Origin of the sequence: Pseudomonas multiresinivorans (assembly GCF_012971725.1) — a bacterium.
In the GTDB taxonomy this organism is placed as follows: domain Bacteria; phylum Pseudomonadota; class Gammaproteobacteria; order Pseudomonadales; family Pseudomonadaceae; genus Pseudomonas; species Pseudomonas multiresinivorans.
Genome location: NZ_CP048833.1, coordinates 5,463,250 through 5,480,029, shown reverse-complemented (window position 1 = coordinate 5,480,029; position 16,780 = coordinate 5,463,250). Strand labels below are relative to the sequence as shown.

Annotated in this window: 14 protein-coding genes; 12 read left to right on the top strand and 2 right to left on the bottom strand. The window is 66.2% G+C overall.

The features are described from left to right. Positions 1-73 precede the first annotated feature (73 nt). Together G4G71_RS25085 and G4G71_RS25080 are read right to left on the bottom strand one after the other, a co-directional pair. The gene (locus tag G4G71_RS25085; protein ID WP_240964838.1) at positions 74-1,684 is read right to left on the bottom strand and encodes a methyl-accepting chemotaxis protein; all 1,611 of its coding nucleotides are present in this window, start codon (positions 1,682-1,684) and stop codon (positions 74-76) included. Positions 1,685-1,851: 167 nt separating this feature from the next. Beyond that, positions 1,852-2,289, bottom strand: a complete 438-nt coding sequence (locus tag G4G71_RS25080) for a YqaA family protein (protein ID WP_169941036.1) — start codon at positions 2,287-2,289, stop codon at positions 1,852-1,854. A gap of 203 nt (positions 2,290-2,492) precedes the next feature. On the opposite strand from G4G71_RS25080, the gene G4G71_RS25075 reads away from it, so the two are divergent. The 12 genes from G4G71_RS25075 to G4G71_RS25020 all read left to right on the top strand — a co-directional run bounded on the left by G4G71_RS25075 (position 2,493) and on the right by G4G71_RS25020 (position 16,700). Continuing rightward, positions 2,493-4,112, top strand: a complete 1,620-nt coding sequence (locus tag G4G71_RS25075; protein WP_169941034.1) for a methyl-accepting chemotaxis protein — start codon at positions 2,493-2,495, stop codon at positions 4,110-4,112. Then, positions 4,087-4,599 (top strand): chemotaxis protein CheW, encoded by a 513-nt coding sequence (locus tag G4G71_RS25070; RefSeq protein ID WP_169941032.1) that lies wholly within the window; start codon positions 4,087-4,089, stop codon positions 4,597-4,599. Before G4G71_RS25075 ends, G4G71_RS25070 begins: the two co-directional genes overlap by 26 nt. Further along, the gene (locus G4G71_RS25065) at positions 4,596-5,831 is read left to right on the top strand and encodes a CheR family methyltransferase (protein WP_169941030.1); all 1,236 of its coding nucleotides are present in this window, start codon (positions 4,596-4,598) and stop codon (positions 5,829-5,831) included. Before G4G71_RS25070 ends, G4G71_RS25065 begins: the two co-directional genes overlap by 4 nt. Further along, positions 5,824-6,525, top strand: coding sequence for a chemotaxis protein CheW (locus G4G71_RS25060; protein ID WP_169941028.1), 702 nt, complete (start codon positions 5,824-5,826; stop codon positions 6,523-6,525). The genes G4G71_RS25065 and G4G71_RS25060 overlap by 8 nt, the downstream gene beginning before the upstream one ends. Further along, positions 6,522-8,810: a hybrid sensor histidine kinase/response regulator gene (locus G4G71_RS25055; protein ID WP_169941026.1), complete on the top strand. Its 2,289-nt coding sequence runs from the start codon at positions 6,522-6,524 to the stop codon at positions 8,808-8,810. Before G4G71_RS25060 ends, G4G71_RS25055 begins: the two co-directional genes overlap by 4 nt. Then, positions 8,807-9,814: a chemotaxis response regulator protein-glutamate methylesterase gene (cheB, locus tag G4G71_RS25050; protein WP_169941024.1), complete on the top strand. Its 1,008-nt coding sequence runs from the start codon at positions 8,807-8,809 to the stop codon at positions 9,812-9,814. The genes G4G71_RS25055 and cheB overlap by 4 nt, the downstream gene beginning before the upstream one ends. Before the next feature lie 24 nt (positions 9,815-9,838). After that, positions 9,839-10,849, top strand: a complete 1,011-nt coding sequence (locus G4G71_RS25045) for a response regulator (protein WP_169941022.1) — start codon at positions 9,839-9,841, stop codon at positions 10,847-10,849. Positions 10,850-10,968: 119 nt separating this feature from the next. After that, a protein-coding gene (gene prfB, locus G4G71_RS25040) for a peptide chain release factor 2 (protein ID WP_169941020.1) occupies positions 10,969-12,064 on the top strand; the annotation gives its coding sequence in 2 pieces (ribosomal slippage) (positions 10,969-11,040 and positions 11,042-12,064; 1,095 coding nt in all). A 132-nt stretch (positions 12,065-12,196) separates the two neighbouring features. After that, positions 12,197-13,702, top strand: a complete 1,506-nt coding sequence (gene lysS, locus G4G71_RS25035) for a lysine--tRNA ligase (protein WP_169941018.1) — start codon at positions 12,197-12,199, stop codon at positions 13,700-13,702. Between the two features lie 309 nt (positions 13,703-14,011). Further along, positions 14,012-14,728 carry a TetR/AcrR family transcriptional regulator gene (locus G4G71_RS25030; protein WP_139092909.1) on the top strand — a complete coding sequence of 239 codons (717 nt, stop codon included), beginning with the start codon at positions 14,012-14,014 and terminating at the stop codon, positions 14,726-14,728. A 107-nt stretch (positions 14,729-14,835) separates the two neighbouring features. Then, complete coding sequence (locus G4G71_RS25025; RefSeq protein ID WP_169941016.1) at positions 14,836-15,399, top strand: hypothetical protein; 564 nt, start codon at positions 14,836-14,838, stop codon at positions 15,397-15,399. Further along, the gene (locus G4G71_RS25020; protein WP_169941014.1) at positions 15,396-16,700 is read left to right on the top strand and encodes a flavohemoglobin expression-modulating QEGLA motif protein; all 1,305 of its coding nucleotides are present in this window, start codon (positions 15,396-15,398) and stop codon (positions 16,698-16,700) included. Before G4G71_RS25025 ends, G4G71_RS25020 begins: the two co-directional genes overlap by 4 nt. Positions 16,701-16,780: the final 80 nt, after the last annotated feature.

Below are 16,780 nucleotides of genomic sequence, written 5' to 3'. Positions count from 1 at the left end.
GCCGGAAAAATTCCCTGTCACCTCGTCCCGTTTCGCCAGCTCGACGGCGAAACGGGAGTAGGGCCATGGGCCGTCAGACCACGAAGCGCGCCACCATGCCGTTCAGGTCCACGGCCAGGCGCGACAGTTCCTGGCTTGCCGCGCTGGTCTGGGTGGCACCGGCCGAGGTCTGGGTCGCCAGGTCGCGGATGGTCAGCAGGTTGCGGTCCACCTCGCGGGCGACCTGGGCCTGTTCCTCGGTGGCGCTGGCGATCACCAGGTTGCGTTCGTTGATCAGCGACATGCGTTCCAGGATCACCTGCAGCGAGGCGCCTGCCTCGCCGGTGCGGCTGACGGTGCGCTCGGCGTGGGCGGTACTGCTGAGCAGGGCGGTGACGGTGCGATCGCTGCCGTTCTGGATGGCCGACACCAGCTCCTCGATCTCGCGGGTCGAGCTCTGCGTGCGCTGGGCCAGCGAGCGAACTTCGTCGGCGACCACCGCGAAACCACGCCCGGCCTCGCCGGCGCGGGCAGCTTCGATGGCGGCGTTGAGCGCCAGCAGGTTGGTCTGCTCGGCGACGCTGCGGATCACTTCCAGCACCTTGCCGATGTCCTGCGCCTGGTTCGCCAGGGCTTCGGCCTGCTGCGAAGCCTGGCCCACTTCACCAGCCAGGATGCCGATGGCGCTGGAGGTTTCGTCCACCCGCTCGCTGCCGCTGCGTGCGGCGTCGATGGCCTCGCGGGAGGCGGCGGAGGTCGAGGCGGCGTTGCTGGCCACTTCCTCCACGGCGCTGGTCATCTGGTTGACCGCGGTGGCGGCCATCTCGATCTGGTCGCTCTGCTGCTGCAGCGCGCGGCTGCTGTCGTCCATGACGCTGTGCATTTCCTCGGCGGCCGAAGCCAGTTGGCTGGCCGAGTTGCCGATGCCGCGAATGGTCTCGCGCAGGCTGTTCTGCATGTCCGCCAGGGCGTTGAGCAGTTGCGCCGGCTCATCGCGGCCCTCGACGGTGAAGCGTTGGCTGAGGTCGCCGCTGGCGATGGTCCGGGCCACGCGCACCGCCTGGCCGAGCGGCACGACGATGCTGCGGGTGAGTTGCCAGGCCAGCAGCAGGGTCAGGCCGACGCTCAGCAGGAGGATTACGCCAACCACCAGCCGGCCGCTCTGGAACTGCTCTACGGCGCGGTCGGCGGCAGCGGCGGCGCCATTGCGGTTGAGGTCGATCAGTGCGGTGAGGCGCTTGTTCAGCTCCGCGCCCTGCTGGGTGATGTTGCCGTTGAGGATGTGCAGCGCGCCTTCGTCGTCGTTCTGGCGGACCTTTTCCACCAGTTGGTCGACGAAACCGAGGTAGCCGTCCAGCGTCTGGCGCAGCTCATCGGTGCGCTGCTGTTCTTCGGCGCTGAGAATCAGCTGGCGGTAGTCGGCGAGCACCTTGTCCTTGTCCTGCCGCGCCTCGGCGATCAGGGCCAGGCTGTGCTGGCGCGCGGTGCTGTCGTGGTTGACCAGCAGGCGCATGGATTCCAGGCGAATGCGGGCGATGTCGCCCGACAGCTGGTTCATCTGGTTGATGCTCAGCAGCCAGTTACTGTCGATTTCCTCGGAAGCGGCGCGCAGCGTCGACAGCTTGTACAGCGAGAACAACCCGAGAAACACCAGGAGCAGGCCCATGACAGCGAAACCCAGGGACGCGCGGCGGCCAATACTCATGCTTCTGAACATCGTGAATTTCCCTTTTCTTCATCCATTGTGTTGGGCCCGTGGGCCTGCCGTGTGCGGTGATGGCGCAGTGATATTACTGGGCGCCATTTTTTCGCAGCAGTGGCAAAACAGGACTAGCAGACGAAAAACCTGTCCGCTTTTGGATAGGGGTTCATTCAGACCAGCGTGAGCCAGGCCAGCGCTGCGTAGCGCCCGACCTTGGCCAGCGTGACCAGCAGCAGGAAGCGCCACAACGGCTCGCGCATGACGCCGGCGATCAGCGTCAGCGGGTCGCCGATCACCGGCGCCCAGCTCAGCAGCAGCGACCAGCTGCCGAAGCGCTGGTAGTGGTGCTGGGCCTTCTCCAGCGCACGCTCACTGACCGGGAACCAGCGCCGCCCACGCCAGCGCTCGATGCCCCGGCCGAGCAGCCAGTTCACCAGCGAACCGAGTACGTTGCCAAGGCTGGCAGCGAGCAGCAGCGACCACAGTGGGTACTGCCCACCCAGCAGCAGGCCGACCAGCACGGCTTCAGATTGCAGCGGCAGCAGGGTGGCAGCGCCGAAGGCGGAGAGGAAAAGGCCAAGGTGAGCGGCCAGGGCAAGGCTGAACATGAGTCTTGGATTGGCCGAGGGAAATGGAGCGTCGGAATGGCAGAACCGACGTACTAAAAATTCGGAATAAAGAGATAAGGTTCCAGCGTCTCCGGATACTATATGTCCTATCTTGCTGAGGATTTAGTAGGAATTTACATTCGCGCGACTGCTCGCCCGAATCCATCATCCGTCGGCACGCCACACATCTTCTGGGGAACGCTGTGAAGAACTGGACTTTACGCCAACGCATCCTGGCCAGCTTTGCCGTCGTCATCGCGATCATGTTGCTGATGGTGGTGATTTCCTACACCCGTCTGCTTCGCGTGGAAGCCAGCACGAAGCGGGTCAGCGAAGATGCCATGCCCGGCACCTATGCCCTGACCACGGTGCGCTCGGCCTGGACCGACAGCATCCTGCTGACCCAGGTGCTGGTCGGCTTGAGCGACGGCAAGCCCTACGATGAGGCGCGCCGCCAGGAGTTTCGTGCCAACCACGATGTGCTGGTCGAGCGGGTCGCCCTCTACGAGCGGACGATCACGGACACCCGTGACAAGGAGATGCTCGCTCACTTCAAGCAGCAGGTGAACGAGTACGACGCTCTTCTGGGGCAGGTGTTGCAGCTCTATACCACGGACCGCGAGGGTGCCCGGCGGCTACTGCTGGAACGCCTGGAGCCGATGTGGGAAGACGGCCGCAAAACGCTGAACCAGTTGATCTCGCTGAACAAGGAGATCGCCGATGCCGCCGCTGACAATATCGTCACCGAAGTGACCACGGCCAAGGCGATCATGCTTGTCTCCCTGCTGCTGGCGATGGTCGCTGCGGCGGTCTGCGGGCTGCTGCTGATGCGCGCCATCACCGAGCCGGTGCGCCAGGTGGTGAAAGGCCTGCAGGTCATGGGCGGCGGCGACTTCACCACGCGCCTGGCCATGGAGCGCAACGACGAATTCGCCGTGATCGAAACCGGCTTCAACGGCATGGCTGAGGAGCTCAAGGGCCTGGTATCGCAGGCGCAGCGCTCGGCCATCCAGGTGACCACCTCGGTGACCGAGATCGCCGCTACCTCCAAGCAGCAGCAGGCCACCGCCACCGAGACGGCCGCCACCACCACCGAGATCGGCGCCACCTCGCGGGAAATTGCCGCCACCTCCCGCGACCTGGTGCGCACCATGACCGAGGTGTCGTCGGCTGCCGAGCAGACTTCCACCCTGGCCGGCTCCGGCCAGCTGGGCCTGGCGCGCATGGAAGAAACCATGCACCACGTGATGGGCGCCGCCGAGCTGGTCAACGCCAAGCTGGCGATCCTCAACGAGCGCGCCGGCAACATCAACCAGGTGGTCACCACCATCGTGAAAGTGGCCGACCAGACCAACCTGCTGTCGCTCAACGCCGCCATCGAGGCAGAGAAGGCCGGCGAGTACGGCCGTGGCTTCGCCGTGGTCGCCACCGAAGTGCGCCGCCTGGCGGACCAGACGGCGGTGGCCACCTACGACATCGAACAGATGGTCCGCGAGATCCAGTCCGCCGTGTCCGCTGGCGTGATGGGCATGGACAAGTTCTCCGAGGAGGTGCGTCGCGGCATTTCCGAAGTCGGCCAGGTCGGCGAGCAGCTCTCGCAGATCATCCAGCAGGTGCAGGCGCTGGCGCCGCGAGTGCAGATGGTCAACGAAGGCATGCAGGCCCAGGCCACCGGCGCCGAGCAGATCAACCAGGCGCTGGTGCAGCTCGGCGAGGCCACCGGGCAGACCGTGGAATCCCTGCGCCAGGCGAGCTTCGCCATCGACGAGCTGAACCTCGTGGCCAACGGACTGCGCAATGGCGTCTCCCGCTTCAAGGTCTGACGCCGCCGCGGCGGGCAGGCTGTACCTGCAATTCCGCCTGGGTGCGGACCGCTATGCGCTGGACGTCCATGACGTCATCGAGGTGCTGCCGGTGCCCACGCTCAAGCGCGTGCCGGAAGCGCCGAACTGGATCGCCGGGCTGTTCCCGCATCGCGGCGAACTCTTGCCGGTGCTTGACCTGAGCCAGTTGGCCTTCGGCTACAGCGCGCCGCGTCGTACCAGCACGCGCCTGGTGCTGGTGCGTTACCGCGCTGCAGTCGATGGCCCGGAACAGCGGCTCGGGTTGATCCTCGAACAGGCCACCCACACCCTGCGCCGTGATCCGGCGTCCTTCCGCGAGTACGAGCTGGACAACGGCAGCGCCCGCTATCTCGGCCCTGTGCTGGAGGACGAGCAGGGCCTGCTGCAGCGCGTCGGTGTCGACCAATTGCTCAGCGACGAAGCCCGCGCGCGCCTGCTGCGCGATTCGGGAGGAGCGCCGGCATGACCGATCCGCGCTTCGCCCAATTGCTCAAGGAACGTATCGGCCTGGATGCCGAGTCGGTGGGCGACGCCGTGATCGAGCGCGCCGTGCGTCAGCGCATCAACAAGGCCAGCAACGGCAACGCCGAGCACTACTGGATGCTCCTGCAGGGTTCTGCCGAGGAAGTGCAGGCACTGATCGAGGCGGTGATAGTCCCGGAGACCTGGTTCTTCCGCTACCCCGAATCCTTCGGCGCGCTGGCGGATCTCGCGTCCCGGCGCGTGCTGGAACTGGCCGGTACGCGGCCGCTACGGGTGCTCAGCCTGCCGTGCTCCACTGGCGAGGAGCCGTATTCCATCGTCATGGCGCTGCTGGATGCGGGCCTCGCGCCGTCCGCCTTCCAGGTCGACGCGCTGGACGTCAGCCGCGCGGTGCTGGAGCGGGCGGAAGAGGGGCGTTATGGACGCAACTCCTTCCGCGGCTCCAACCTGGAGTTCCGCGACCGCCATTTCAGCGCCGATGGCAACGATTACCAGCTCGCCGAGGCGGTGCGCCGCAAGGTCCGCTTCCGCGTCGGCAACCTGCTGGCGCAGGGCTTGCTGGCCGGCGAGGCGCTCTATGACTACGTGTTCTGCCGCAATCTGCTGATCTATTTCGACCGGCCGACCCAGGAGCAGGTGGTGGAAGTGTTGTGTCGCCTCACACGGCCGGATGGCGTGCTGTTCATCGGCCCGGCCGAGGCCAGCCTGATGTCGCGCATCGGCCTGCGCCCGCTGGGTGTCCCGCAATCCTTCGCCTTCCCCCTGGAAAGCGCCGAACCGGCTCCCCGCGTGGCGCCACTGAACTGGACCGCGCCGGCGCCGATCCCGCGTCCGGCTCTGCCCAAGCCCGCGCCGGTGCGCCCGCGCCTGGCCGCCAAACCCGAGCAGCCGGTCACTGTGCCCGCCGGAAACGCGCTGGAGGAGATCGCCCGGCTGGCCAACTCCGGCCACGCCGCCGAAGCGCGCCAGCGCTGCGAGGCGCTGCTGGCCGAGAAGGGCCCGGACGCCGAAGCTTTCTACTGGCTCGGCCTGCTGGCCGATGCCCAGGGCAACGGCAGCGAGGCCCAGGCTTTCTACCGCAAGGCCCTGTACCTGCAACCCGACCACCAGGAAAGCCTGCAGCACCTGGCCGCGCTGCTCGCGGCCCAGGGCGACACGGCCGGCGCCCGCCGCCTGCAGGAGCGCGCCGCGCGAGGAGTGAAGCGCAATGGTTGAACGCGACTCTTCATCCATCGGCAGCTCGGTCTTCAACAGCGATCTGCCGACGGTGGACGACTGCTGGAACCGCATCGGCGTGCGCGGTGACCGCAGCTGCCCGAAGCTGGCCGAGCACATCCATTGCCGCAACTGCCCGGTGCATGCCGCCGCCGCCATCAGCCTGCTGGACCGCTACGCGCTGGGCAGCGAGGGAGCGCAGCTGGCGCCGGTCGAAACCACTGATGCGGCCATCGAAGAGGGCCGCCCGCACCTGATCTTCCGTCTCGGCGAAGAATGGCTGGGCCTGCCCACCCGCGCCCTGGCCGAGGTGGCACCGTCCTGCGTCGTGCATTCGCTGCCGCACCAGCGCTCGCCAGCGCTGCTGGGCGTGGCCAATGTGCGTGGCACCCTGGTGGCGTGCATTTCCCTCGGCGAACTGCTCGGCCTCGACAACCGTACGGCCACTCGTGACGATGCCCGCGTCGTGCCGCGCATGCTGATCCTGGCGGCCGTTGGCGGGCCGATCATTTCGCCGGTGGACGAGGTGGAAGGCATTCATGAATTGGAGGAGAAGGCCATCGTCGAAGCCGCGTCTCAGGGCCACGCCGCCAATGACCGCTTCACCCGTGGCGTGATGCAGTGGCGCAACCGCAGTATCCGCCTGCTCGACCAGGAAGCCCTGCTCGATGCCGCCACCCGGAGCCTCGCATGACCCCGGACCAGATGAAGGACGCATCGATGCTGGAGCTGTTCCGCCTGGAGGCGGAGGCCCAGACGCAGGTGCTGGTGCAGGGCCTGATGGCGCTGGAGCGCAACCCGACCCAGGCCGACCAGCTCGAAGCCTGCATGCGCGCGGCGCACTCGCTCAAGGGGGCGGCGCGGATCGTCGGGCTGGATGCCGGCGTGCAGGTCGCCCATGTGATGGAAGACTGCCTGGTCGGCGCCCAGGAGGGCCGCCTGCTGCTGACCTCCGGGCATATCGACGCGCTGCTGGCCGGCACCGATATCCTCCTGCACGTCGCCGACGCCCAGCCCGAGCGTGCGGAGCAGGCCCAGCAGGGCGTGCCGGCCATGGTCGAGTGCTTGCAGGCACTGCTTTCCGGAAAACCCCCGGCACCGCCTGCGCCTCCCGTTGCCATGCCGGTCGAACCGGCTCCTGCCGCCATTGAGGCGGCTACTGCATCGCCCACGCCGCCTCCCGCTTCCGTCGAGCCGGCACCCCGTCGCCGCTCCAGCGACAGCGATGAAGCCGGCGAACGCGTGCTGCGGGTCACCGCCGAGCGCCTGAACCAACTGCTCGACTATTCCAGCAAGTCGCTGGTGGAGTCCCAGCGCCTTAAGCCGCTGCTCGATTCCCTGCAGCGCCTCAAACGCATCCAGGCCAGTGCCAGCCGCGTACTGGATGGCGCCCGCGATGCCGCCAGCACGGCCAATCTCGACGCTGAGGCGCAGGCCTATCTGGCCGACGCGCGCCGCTTGGTCGGCGAGTGCCAGCAACTGCTCAGCGAGCAGATCGCCGAGCTGGACGAATTCAGCTTCAAGGCCGGCCAGCGCGCGCAGTCGCTCTACGACACCGCGCTGTCCTGCCGCATGCGTCCCTTCTCCGACGTCCTCTCCGGGCAGGCGCGGATGGTCCGTGACCTCGGTCGCTCACTGGGCAAGGCCGTGCGCCTGGACGTGCAGGGCGCGACTACCCAGGTCGACCGCGATGTGCTGGAAAAGCTCGAAGCGCCGCTCACTCACCTGCTGCGCAACGCCGTCGACCACGGCATCGAATCCGCCGAGGTACGCGCCCGCGCCGGCAAGCCGGAACAGGGCAGCATCCAGCTGCTGGCCCGTCATCACGCCGGCATGCTGGTACTGGAGCTGCAGGATGACGGCGGCGGCGTCGATCTCGACCGCTTGCGCACGGCCATCGTCCGCCGCCAGCTGTCCACCGAGGAAACCGTGGCGCGCCTCACCGAGGACGAGCTGCTGAGCTTCCTGTTCCTGCCCGGCTTCAGCATGCGCGAGCAGGTCACCGAGGTGTCCGGTCGCGGCGTCGGCCTGGATGCCGTACAGCACATGGTGCGCCAGCTGCGCGGCGGCATCCGCATGGAGCAGGTACCCGGGCAGGGCGCGCGTTTCCATCTGGAAGTGCCGCTGACGCTTTCCGTGGTGCGCAGCCTGGTCGTCACCATCGGCGGCGAGGCGTATGCCTTCCCGCTGGCACACATCGAGCGCATGCGCCGCCTGGCGGCGGACGAGATCGTCCAGCTCGAAGGCCGCCAGCAGTTCTGGCATGAAGGACGGCACGTCGGCCTGGTCTCCGCCAGCCAGCTGTTGCAGCGCCCCGATGGCGAAGGCTCGCCGGACGAGATTCCGGTGGTGGTGATCCGCGATCGGGAAAGCGCCTACGGCGTGGCGGTGGAAAAGTTCATCGGCGAGCGCACCCTGGTGGTAGTGCCGCTGGATGCCCGGCTGGGCAAGGTGCAGGACGTTTCCGCCGGTGCGCTGCTGGATGACGGCACGCCGGTGTTGATCCTCGACGTCGAGGACATGCTGCGCTCGGTGGAGAAGCTCCTGGCCACCGGTCGGCTCGAACGCATCGATCCTGCCGGGCGCCTCGCCGGCCCGGCGCGCAAGCGCGTGCTGGTGGTGGACGACTCGCTCACCGTGCGCGAACTGGAACGCAAGCTGCTGCTGGGGCGGGGATATGACGTTGCCGTGGCGGTGGACGGCATGGACGGCTGGAACGCCCTGCGCTCGGAGCATTTCGACCTGGTCATCACCGACATCGACATGCCGCGCATGGACGGTATCGAGCTGGTGACCCTGATCCGCCGCGACACCCGCCTGCAATCGCTGCCGGTGATGGTGGTGTCCTACAAGGACCGCGAAGAAGACCGTCGACGCGGCCTGGATGCCGGCGCCGACTATTATCTGGCCAAGGCCAGCTTCCATGACGAGGCCCTGCTGGACGCGGTGGTCGACCTGATCGGAGGAGCCCACGGGTGAAGATAGGGATAGTCAACGATATGCCGCTGGCGGTGGAGGCGATGCGCCGCGCGCTCGCCTTCGAGCCGGCGCACCGCATCGTCTGGGTCGCCGCCAACGGCGCCGAAGCGCTGGAAATGTGCGCGGTGCACAAGCCCGACGTGGTCCTCATGGACCTGCTGATGCCGGTGATGGATGGCGTCGAGGCCACGCGCCGGATCATGGCCCAGAGCCCCTGCGCGATCATCGTCGTCACGGTCGACCTGGAACAGAACATGAGCCGCGTGTTCGACGCCATGGGCAATGGCGCGGTGGACGCGGTGAATACTCCGAGCATGGGCGCCGGCGACCCCGCCGAGGCGGCTCGCCCGTTGCTGCGCAAGCTGCAGAACCTGGCCTGGCTCAATGCCCCGCGCGACAGCCGCCCTGCCACCAGTACGGTGCCGGCGCGCAAGGGCGGCGGTGCTCGCAAGCTGGTCGCCATCGGCTCTTCGGCGGGCGGCCCGGCGGCGCTGGCGGACCTCTTCGCGAAGCTGCCGGCGGATTTCCCGGCGGCCATCGTGGTCGTCCAGCACGTCGACGAGGTGTTTGCCGCCGGCATGGCCGAGTGGCTCTCCACCCAGTCGAAGATTCCCGTGCGCCTGGCGCGCAACGGCGAGCCGCCGCAGCCGGGCTGCGTGCTGCTGGCCGGCACCAATCACCATATCCGGCTGGTCAAGGGCGGCGAACTGGCCTACACCGCCGAACCCAGCGGCCACATCTACCGGCCATCCATCGATGTGTTTTTCGACAGCGTGGTGGAGTACTGGTCCGGTGATGCAGTCGGTGTGCTGCTGACCGGCATGGGCCGGGACGGCGCCGAGGGATTGAAGCGCATGCGCGAACGCGGTTTCTTGACGCTGGCCCAGGACCAGGCCAGCAGCGCCGTGTACGGTATGCCCAAGGCCGCGGCGGCGATCGGTGCCGCCGTGGAGATTCGCGCGCTGGGCGACATCGCCCGAAGACTCGCTGAAGTCTGCGCCTGAGTGCAGGCTACGGAGCCCCATCAGATGAACCCTTTGACGAGTGACTACCCCGTGAACATCCCAGGCGATTCCGCTGTGATGGTGCTGCTGGTGGACGATCAGCCGATGATCGGCGAAGCCGTGCGCCGCGCGCTGGCGGACGACCCCAGCATCGACTTCCATTTCTGCTCCGATCCGCACCAGGCCATTGCCCTGGCCATCCAGATCAAGCCCACGGTGATCCTCCAGGACCTGGTGATGCCCGGCGCCGACGGCCTCTCGCTGGTGCGCGAGTACCGTGCCAATCCGGCTACGCGTGACCTGCCGATCATCGTCCTGTCGACCAAGGAAGACCCGGCGGTGAAGAGCGCGGCGTTCGCCGCCGGCGCTAACGACTACCTGGTCAAGCTGCCCGACGCCATCGAGTTGATCGCGCGGGTGCGCTACCACTCGCGCTCCTACCTGGCGCTGCTGCAGCGCGACGAGGCCTACCGGGCCCTGCGCGAGAGCCAGCAGCAGTTGCTGGAAACCAACCTGGTGCTGCAGCGGCTGATGAATTCCGACGGCCTCACCGGGCTGTCCAACCGCCGGCACTTCGACGAATACCTGGAAATGGAGTGGCGCCGCGGCCTGCGTGAGCAGACCCAGCTGTCGATCCTGCTGATGGATGTCGACCACTTCAAGGCCTACAACGACACCTTCGGCCACGTGCAGGGCGACGAGGCGCTGCGCCAGGTGGCCGGAGCGATCCGCGCCAGCGCCAGCCGCCCCTCGGACCTGCCGGCGCGCTACGGCGGCGAGGAGTTCGTCATGGTCCTGCCCAACACCTCTCCCGGCGGCGCACGCCTGCTGGCGGAGAAGCTGCGGCGCCTGGTGCAGGACCTGAACATCCGCCACGAACTGCCCACCCCGGGCTCGTCGCTGACCATCAGCATCGGCGTGGCGACGCTGATCCCCCAGGCCGGGCAGGCCTGCCGCCAGCTCATCGAACTGGCCGACCAGGCGCTCTACAACGCCAAGCACGGCGGGCGCAACCAGGTGGCCATCGCCGGTTGAGCGGGCGGGGAGGGCGCGAAAACGGTGGGCGTGCTTTGTCGCAAAGCCTGAAAAGGCGGCGAAAAATCACGTATACTTGCCGGCTTTTCTACGCCCTTTACCCGTGAGAGATGCCCGCCATGGAAATCCAACCGATCCTCAACAGCATCAAGGACCTCACCGACCGTACCCAGTCGATTCGGGGGTATCTTTGACTACGATCTGAAACATGATCGTCTGATCGAAGTAAACCGCGAGCTGGAAGACCCGGCGGTCTGGAACAAGCCCGAATACGCCCAGAATCTGGGCCGCGAGCGCGCCATGCTGGCGCAGATCGTCGAGACCCTCGACGAGCTCACCGGCGGTCTGGCCGACTCCCGCGACCTGCTCGACATGGCGGTCGAGGAGAATGACGAAGGCGCCGTCGGCGACGTCGAAGCCGAAGTTCAGCGCCTGCGCGAGATCCTCGAGAAGCTCGAGTTCCGCCGCATGTTCAGCGGCGAGATGGACCCCAACAACGCCTACCTGGATATCCAGGCCGGCTCCGGCGGCACCGAAGCCCAGGACTGGGCCAACATGCTGCTGCGCATGTACCTGCGCTGGGCCGACAAGAACGGCTTCGATGCCGAGATCGTCGAGCTGTCCGAAGGCGAAGTCGCCGGCATCAAGGGCGCCACCGTGCACATCAAGGGCGAGTACGCCTTCGGTTGGCTGCGCACCGAGATCGGCGTGCACCGTCTGGTGCGCAAGAGCCCGTTCGACTCCGGCAACCGCCGCCACACTTCGTTCACCGCAGTGTTCGTCTCGCCGGAAATCGACGACAACATCGAGATCGAGATCAACCCGGCCGATCTGCGCATCGACACCTACCGCTCCTCCGGCGCGGGCGGTCAGCACGTGAACACCACCGACTCCGCGGTGCGTATCACCCACGTGCCGACCAACACCGTGGTGGCGTGCCAGAACGAACGCTCCCAGCACGCCAACAAGGACACCGCCATGAAGATGCTGCGGGCCCGGTTGTACGAGCAGGAGATGCAGAAGCGCAACGCCGCCTCGCAGGCGCTGGAGGAGACCAAGTCCGATATCGGCTGGGGCCACCAGATCCGTTCCTACGTGCTCGACCAGTCGCGCATCAAGGACCTGCGTACCGGCGTGGAACGCAGCGATTGCGACAAGGTGCTCGACGGCGACCTCAACGAATATCTCGAGGCCAGCCTCAAACAAGGGCTCTGACGCAGAGCTCTACTGTAGGAGCGAGCTTGCTCGCGAACCCGATGAAGAGTTTCGCGAGCAAGGGCTAGGCGCCCCCCTCGCTCCTACAACTCCCCAAAATTGAATGAACCGACGCCAGGCAGATAGACGACCATGAGCGACCAACAACTCGACCAGACCGAACTGCAACAGGAAGAAAACAAGCTGATCGCCCAGCGCAAGGAAAAGCTTGCCGCCGTGCGTGAAGCCAAGGCCATCGCCTTCCCGAACGACTTCCGCCGCGAGAACTACTTCGCGGACCTGCAGAAACAGTACGAAACCGCGACCAAGGAAGAGCTGGAAGCAGCCGCCATCCCGGTCAAGGTTGCCGGTCGCATCATGCTCAACCGCGGCTCCTTCATCGTCCTGCAGGACAGCAGCGGCCGTCTGCAGGTCTACGTGAACCGCAAGACCCTGCCCGAAGAGACCCTGGCCGAGATCAAGACCTGGGACCTGGGCGACATCATCGGCGCCGAAGGCACCCTGGCCCGTTCCGGCAAGGGCGACCTGTACGTCGAGATGACCAGCGTGCGCCTGCTGACCAAGTCCCTGCGCCCGCTGCCGGACAAGCACCACGGCCTGACCGACACCGAGCAGCGCTACCGCCAGCGCTACGTCGACCTGATCGTCAACGAGGAAACCCGCCACACCTTCCGCGTGCGTTCGCAGGTCATCGCCCACATCCGTCGCTTCCTCTCCGATCGCGGCTTCCTCGAAGTGGAAACCCCGATGCTGCAGACCATCCCCGGCGGCGCGGCGGCCAAGCCCTTCGAAACCCACCACAACGCGCTGGACATGGCCATGTTCCTGCGTATCGCCCCGGAGCTGTACCTCAAGCGCCTGGTGGTCGGTGGCTTCGAGAAGGTCTTCGAGATCAACCGCAACTTCCGTAACGAAGGCGTCTCGACCCGGCACAACCCCGAGTTCACCATGCTCGAGTTCTACCAGGCCTACGCCGACTACGAAGACAACATGGACCTGACCGAGGAGCTGTTCCGCGAGCTGGCCCAGGCCGTGCTCGGCAGCACCGACGTGCCCTACGGCGACAAGGTCTTCCACTTCGGCGAGCCGTTCGCCCGCCTGTCCGTGTTCGATGCCATCCTCAAGTACAACCCGGAACTCACCGCGGCTGACCTGACCGACCTCGAGAAGGCCCGCGCCATCGCCAAGAAGGCCGGCGCCAAGGTTCTCGGCCACGAAGGCCTGGGCAAGCTGCAGGTGATGATTTTCGAAGAGCTGGTCGAGCACAAGCTGGAGCAGCCGCACTTCATCACCCAGTACCCGTTCGAAGTCTCCCCACTGGCCCGCCGCAACGACAACGACCCGAGCGTCACCGACCGCTTCGAACTGTTCATCGGTGGCCGCGAGATCGCCAACGCCTACTCCGAGCTCAACGACGCCGAAGACCAGGCCGAGCGCTTCATGCTGCAGGTGAAGGAGAAGGACGCCGGTGACGACGAGGCGATGCACTACGACGCCGACTTCGTCAACGCGCTGGAATACGGTATGCCGCCCACCGCCGGCGAAGGTATCGGTATCGACCGCCTGGTGATGCTGCTGACCAACTCGCCGTCGATCCGCGACGTCATCCTGTTCCCGCACATGCGCCCGCAGGCGTAAGCGCAGGAACTGGAAAGAAAGGCCGCCCTCGGGCGGCCTTTTTCGTTTCCGTTGTTATTCGCAGGAGCGAGCCTGCTCGCTCCTGCAGATGCCTGGGATTCTGGCGGTATACCATCCGACGAAATGCAGGTCATTGCCGTGGCTCGTGCGCTATGTGGCACGTCATACACCCAGGCCTGACTCCCTGCCGCCTGCTCTGCCTCGCGGCCTGCTTCGTGCGCCGGTGTCGCAGCCACATGGCGGCGATTGTTTTCCCACAGAAAAGCTCGAACAATGCGCCATCAGGCCGCGCCGTCGGAGGTAATGCCCGTGACCCCAGTGTCCCCGCGAGACAGTGCCGCGCAAGTCGCCAGCGCCATCGCCGAAAGTGTCAAATACCAGGGCCGCAAGGCCAGCCGCCAAGGCAGCGAGCAGCGCCGCCAGGCGATCCTCGACGCCGCGCTGCGGATCATCGTGCGCGATGGCGTCCGCGCCGTACGCCACCGTGCCGTGGCCGCCGAGGCCGGCGTGCCGCTGTCGGCCACCACCTACTACTTCAAGGACATCCAGGACCTCATCACCGATACCTTCGCGCTCTTCGTCGAACGCAGCGCCGAAGCTCTGTCGACCTTCTGGGGCAGCGTCGAGGGTGACCTCCAGGCCATGGCCGCCGGTCTCGCCCAGGACGACCCGCAGGCGCGCCGCGAACTGACCGCGAATATCGTCGAGCTGGCGATCCAGTACGTGATGGTCCAGCTCAACGAGCGCCGCGAGCATCTGCTGGCCGAACAGGCCTTCCGCCAGGAGGCGCTGCTCAACCCCAGCCTCAGCGATCTGGCGCAGCGCCACCGGCGAATTCTGTCCCTGGGCGTGGTGCATTTCTTCGAAGTGCTCGGTTCAAAGCAGCCCGAGCAGGATGCCCGGGTGTTGACGGCCATCATCCTGCAGATGGAGTATCAGGGCCTGCTGGACGGCGCCGACCACCTGCAGATCGAGGAAATGCGTGCCATCCTTAGCCGCTACCTCGACCTGGTGATGGGTTTGTAGCCCCGGCTGCAGCATTCCAACCCCGCCATCCGGCGGGGTTTTCGTGTCGGAACTCCGGGCGCCTGCGCGTATCGCATGAGAAGGCATCCGGACCTAAGGAGGGCGTGATGAAAGTCTGGCGTGCACTGCTGCTGTTGAGCATCTGCCTGCTCAGTGGCTGCCTGGTGACGTTCAAGGCCCCGATTCCGGCCAACGAGCCCGCGCCGGCTCACCTGCTGGGCCAGTGGTCGCGTGTGGACGAGTACGGCGAGGAGCAGTTCCTCGAGGTCACCCGCTCCGGCTCCAATCTCTACCGTGCGCTCAGCTACGTCGACAGCAAGGACAACACCGACAGTGTCGAGGACTTCGGCTTCACCGTCGCCCATCACGGCAGTCGCTGGTACCTCTCGGCCGGGTTGCCGAAGAGCATGGGCGGCAACTTCGCCCTGGCCGGCTTCGAGATCACCGACAAGGACGAACTGGTGATCTATAACCTGGATGTCGACCATATCCTGCAGGACATGAAGGAAGGCGCGCTCAAGGGCGAGAAGGTCGACACCGAGCAGGGTGCCGGTGCGCTGGTGAGCAGCCCGCTCGCCGACGTCATCGCCTACCTGAATGATCCGGCCAATTCCGACGTGTTTGTCGAAGCGCTGCGCTTCTCGCGCGTGACCCCGGGAGAAAAGCAATGACCCCACGGCGCAAGAAGTCCACGCCCAACGAGTACCAGCAGATCATCCGCAGCCTGTCCGATCGGATCGTCGAGGCGCAGACACCGATCCGCGTACTCGATGCCATCAAGTGGGATGACAGCATCCGCGACGACTTCCTCAAGGGCCGCGGCAAGCACGCGCCCAAGGTCGACCGCAGCTACTATGACAGTCGCCCACTGTCCTTCGACAGCAGCGCGAAGAAGCAGGAATTCCAGAACATCGAGCGCGATATCACCCGCCACCTGGGACAGTTCAACCCGGTTGGGCAGATCATGCGGCGCATGTGCAAGGAATACCGCATGGTCATCCGCATGCTCGAAGCACGCGGCACCCAGGACTTTGGGCTGATTTCCCAGGAACTCTACGGCTCGGCCTCCGATGCTTTTCATGCCGGCGATCCGACCCTGGCGGACCTCGGCCTGATGCTCTCGGACTACCTGAACAACATCGCCGACCGAGGCGACCTCAAGGACGATCCCAAGACCCTTACCGCCAGCGACGCGGTGCGGATGTTGCAGGAACGCCTCAACAAGGTGTTCGACGGCAAAGAGGACACCATCCGCGTCTTCGAGTCCGACGGCATCGTCGCTGACGCGGCGGCCGGCGCCGATTACATCAAGGTGCGTGCCGACGCCATGTTCAACGAGCGCGACGTGCGCGCGCTGGAAGTCCACGAAGGCCTGGTGCACGTCGGCACCACGCTCAATGGCCTCAACCAGCCGATCTGCACCTTCCTCGCCAAGGGCCCGCCGTCGTCCACCGTGACCCAGGAAGGCCTGGCGATCCTGATGGAAGTGATCGCCTTCGCCTCCTACCCGACGCGCCTGCGCAAGCTCACCAACCGCACCCGCGCCATCCACATGGCGGAGGAGGGCGCGGACTTCCTGGAAGTGTTCAACTTCTACCGCGAGCAGAACTACAGCGCGGAAAGCAGCTACCAGAACGCCAGCCGGGTGTTCCGCGGTTCGACGCCGTCGGGCCTGCCGTTCACCAAGGACCTGTCGTACCTCAAGGGCTTCATCCTGATCTACAACTACATCCAGCTCGCCGTGCGCAAGGGCAAGCTGGAGCAGATCCCGCTGCTGTTCTGCGGCAAGGCCACCCTGGAAGACATGCGCACCCTGCGCCAACTGGTGGACGAGGGCCTGGTGGTACCGCCCAAGTACCTGCCGCCACAGTTCCGCGACCTCAACGCACTGTCGGCGTGGATGTGCTTCTCGAACTTCCTCAACCACCTCAGCCTCGACCGCATCGAGGCGGATTACGCCAATATCCTCTAACGATTGGACGGCATGGCGTGCGGCTGGACACGCCCTCTCCCTAACCCTGGCTACGCACCCCGCTCCGAAGGGAGGGGGGA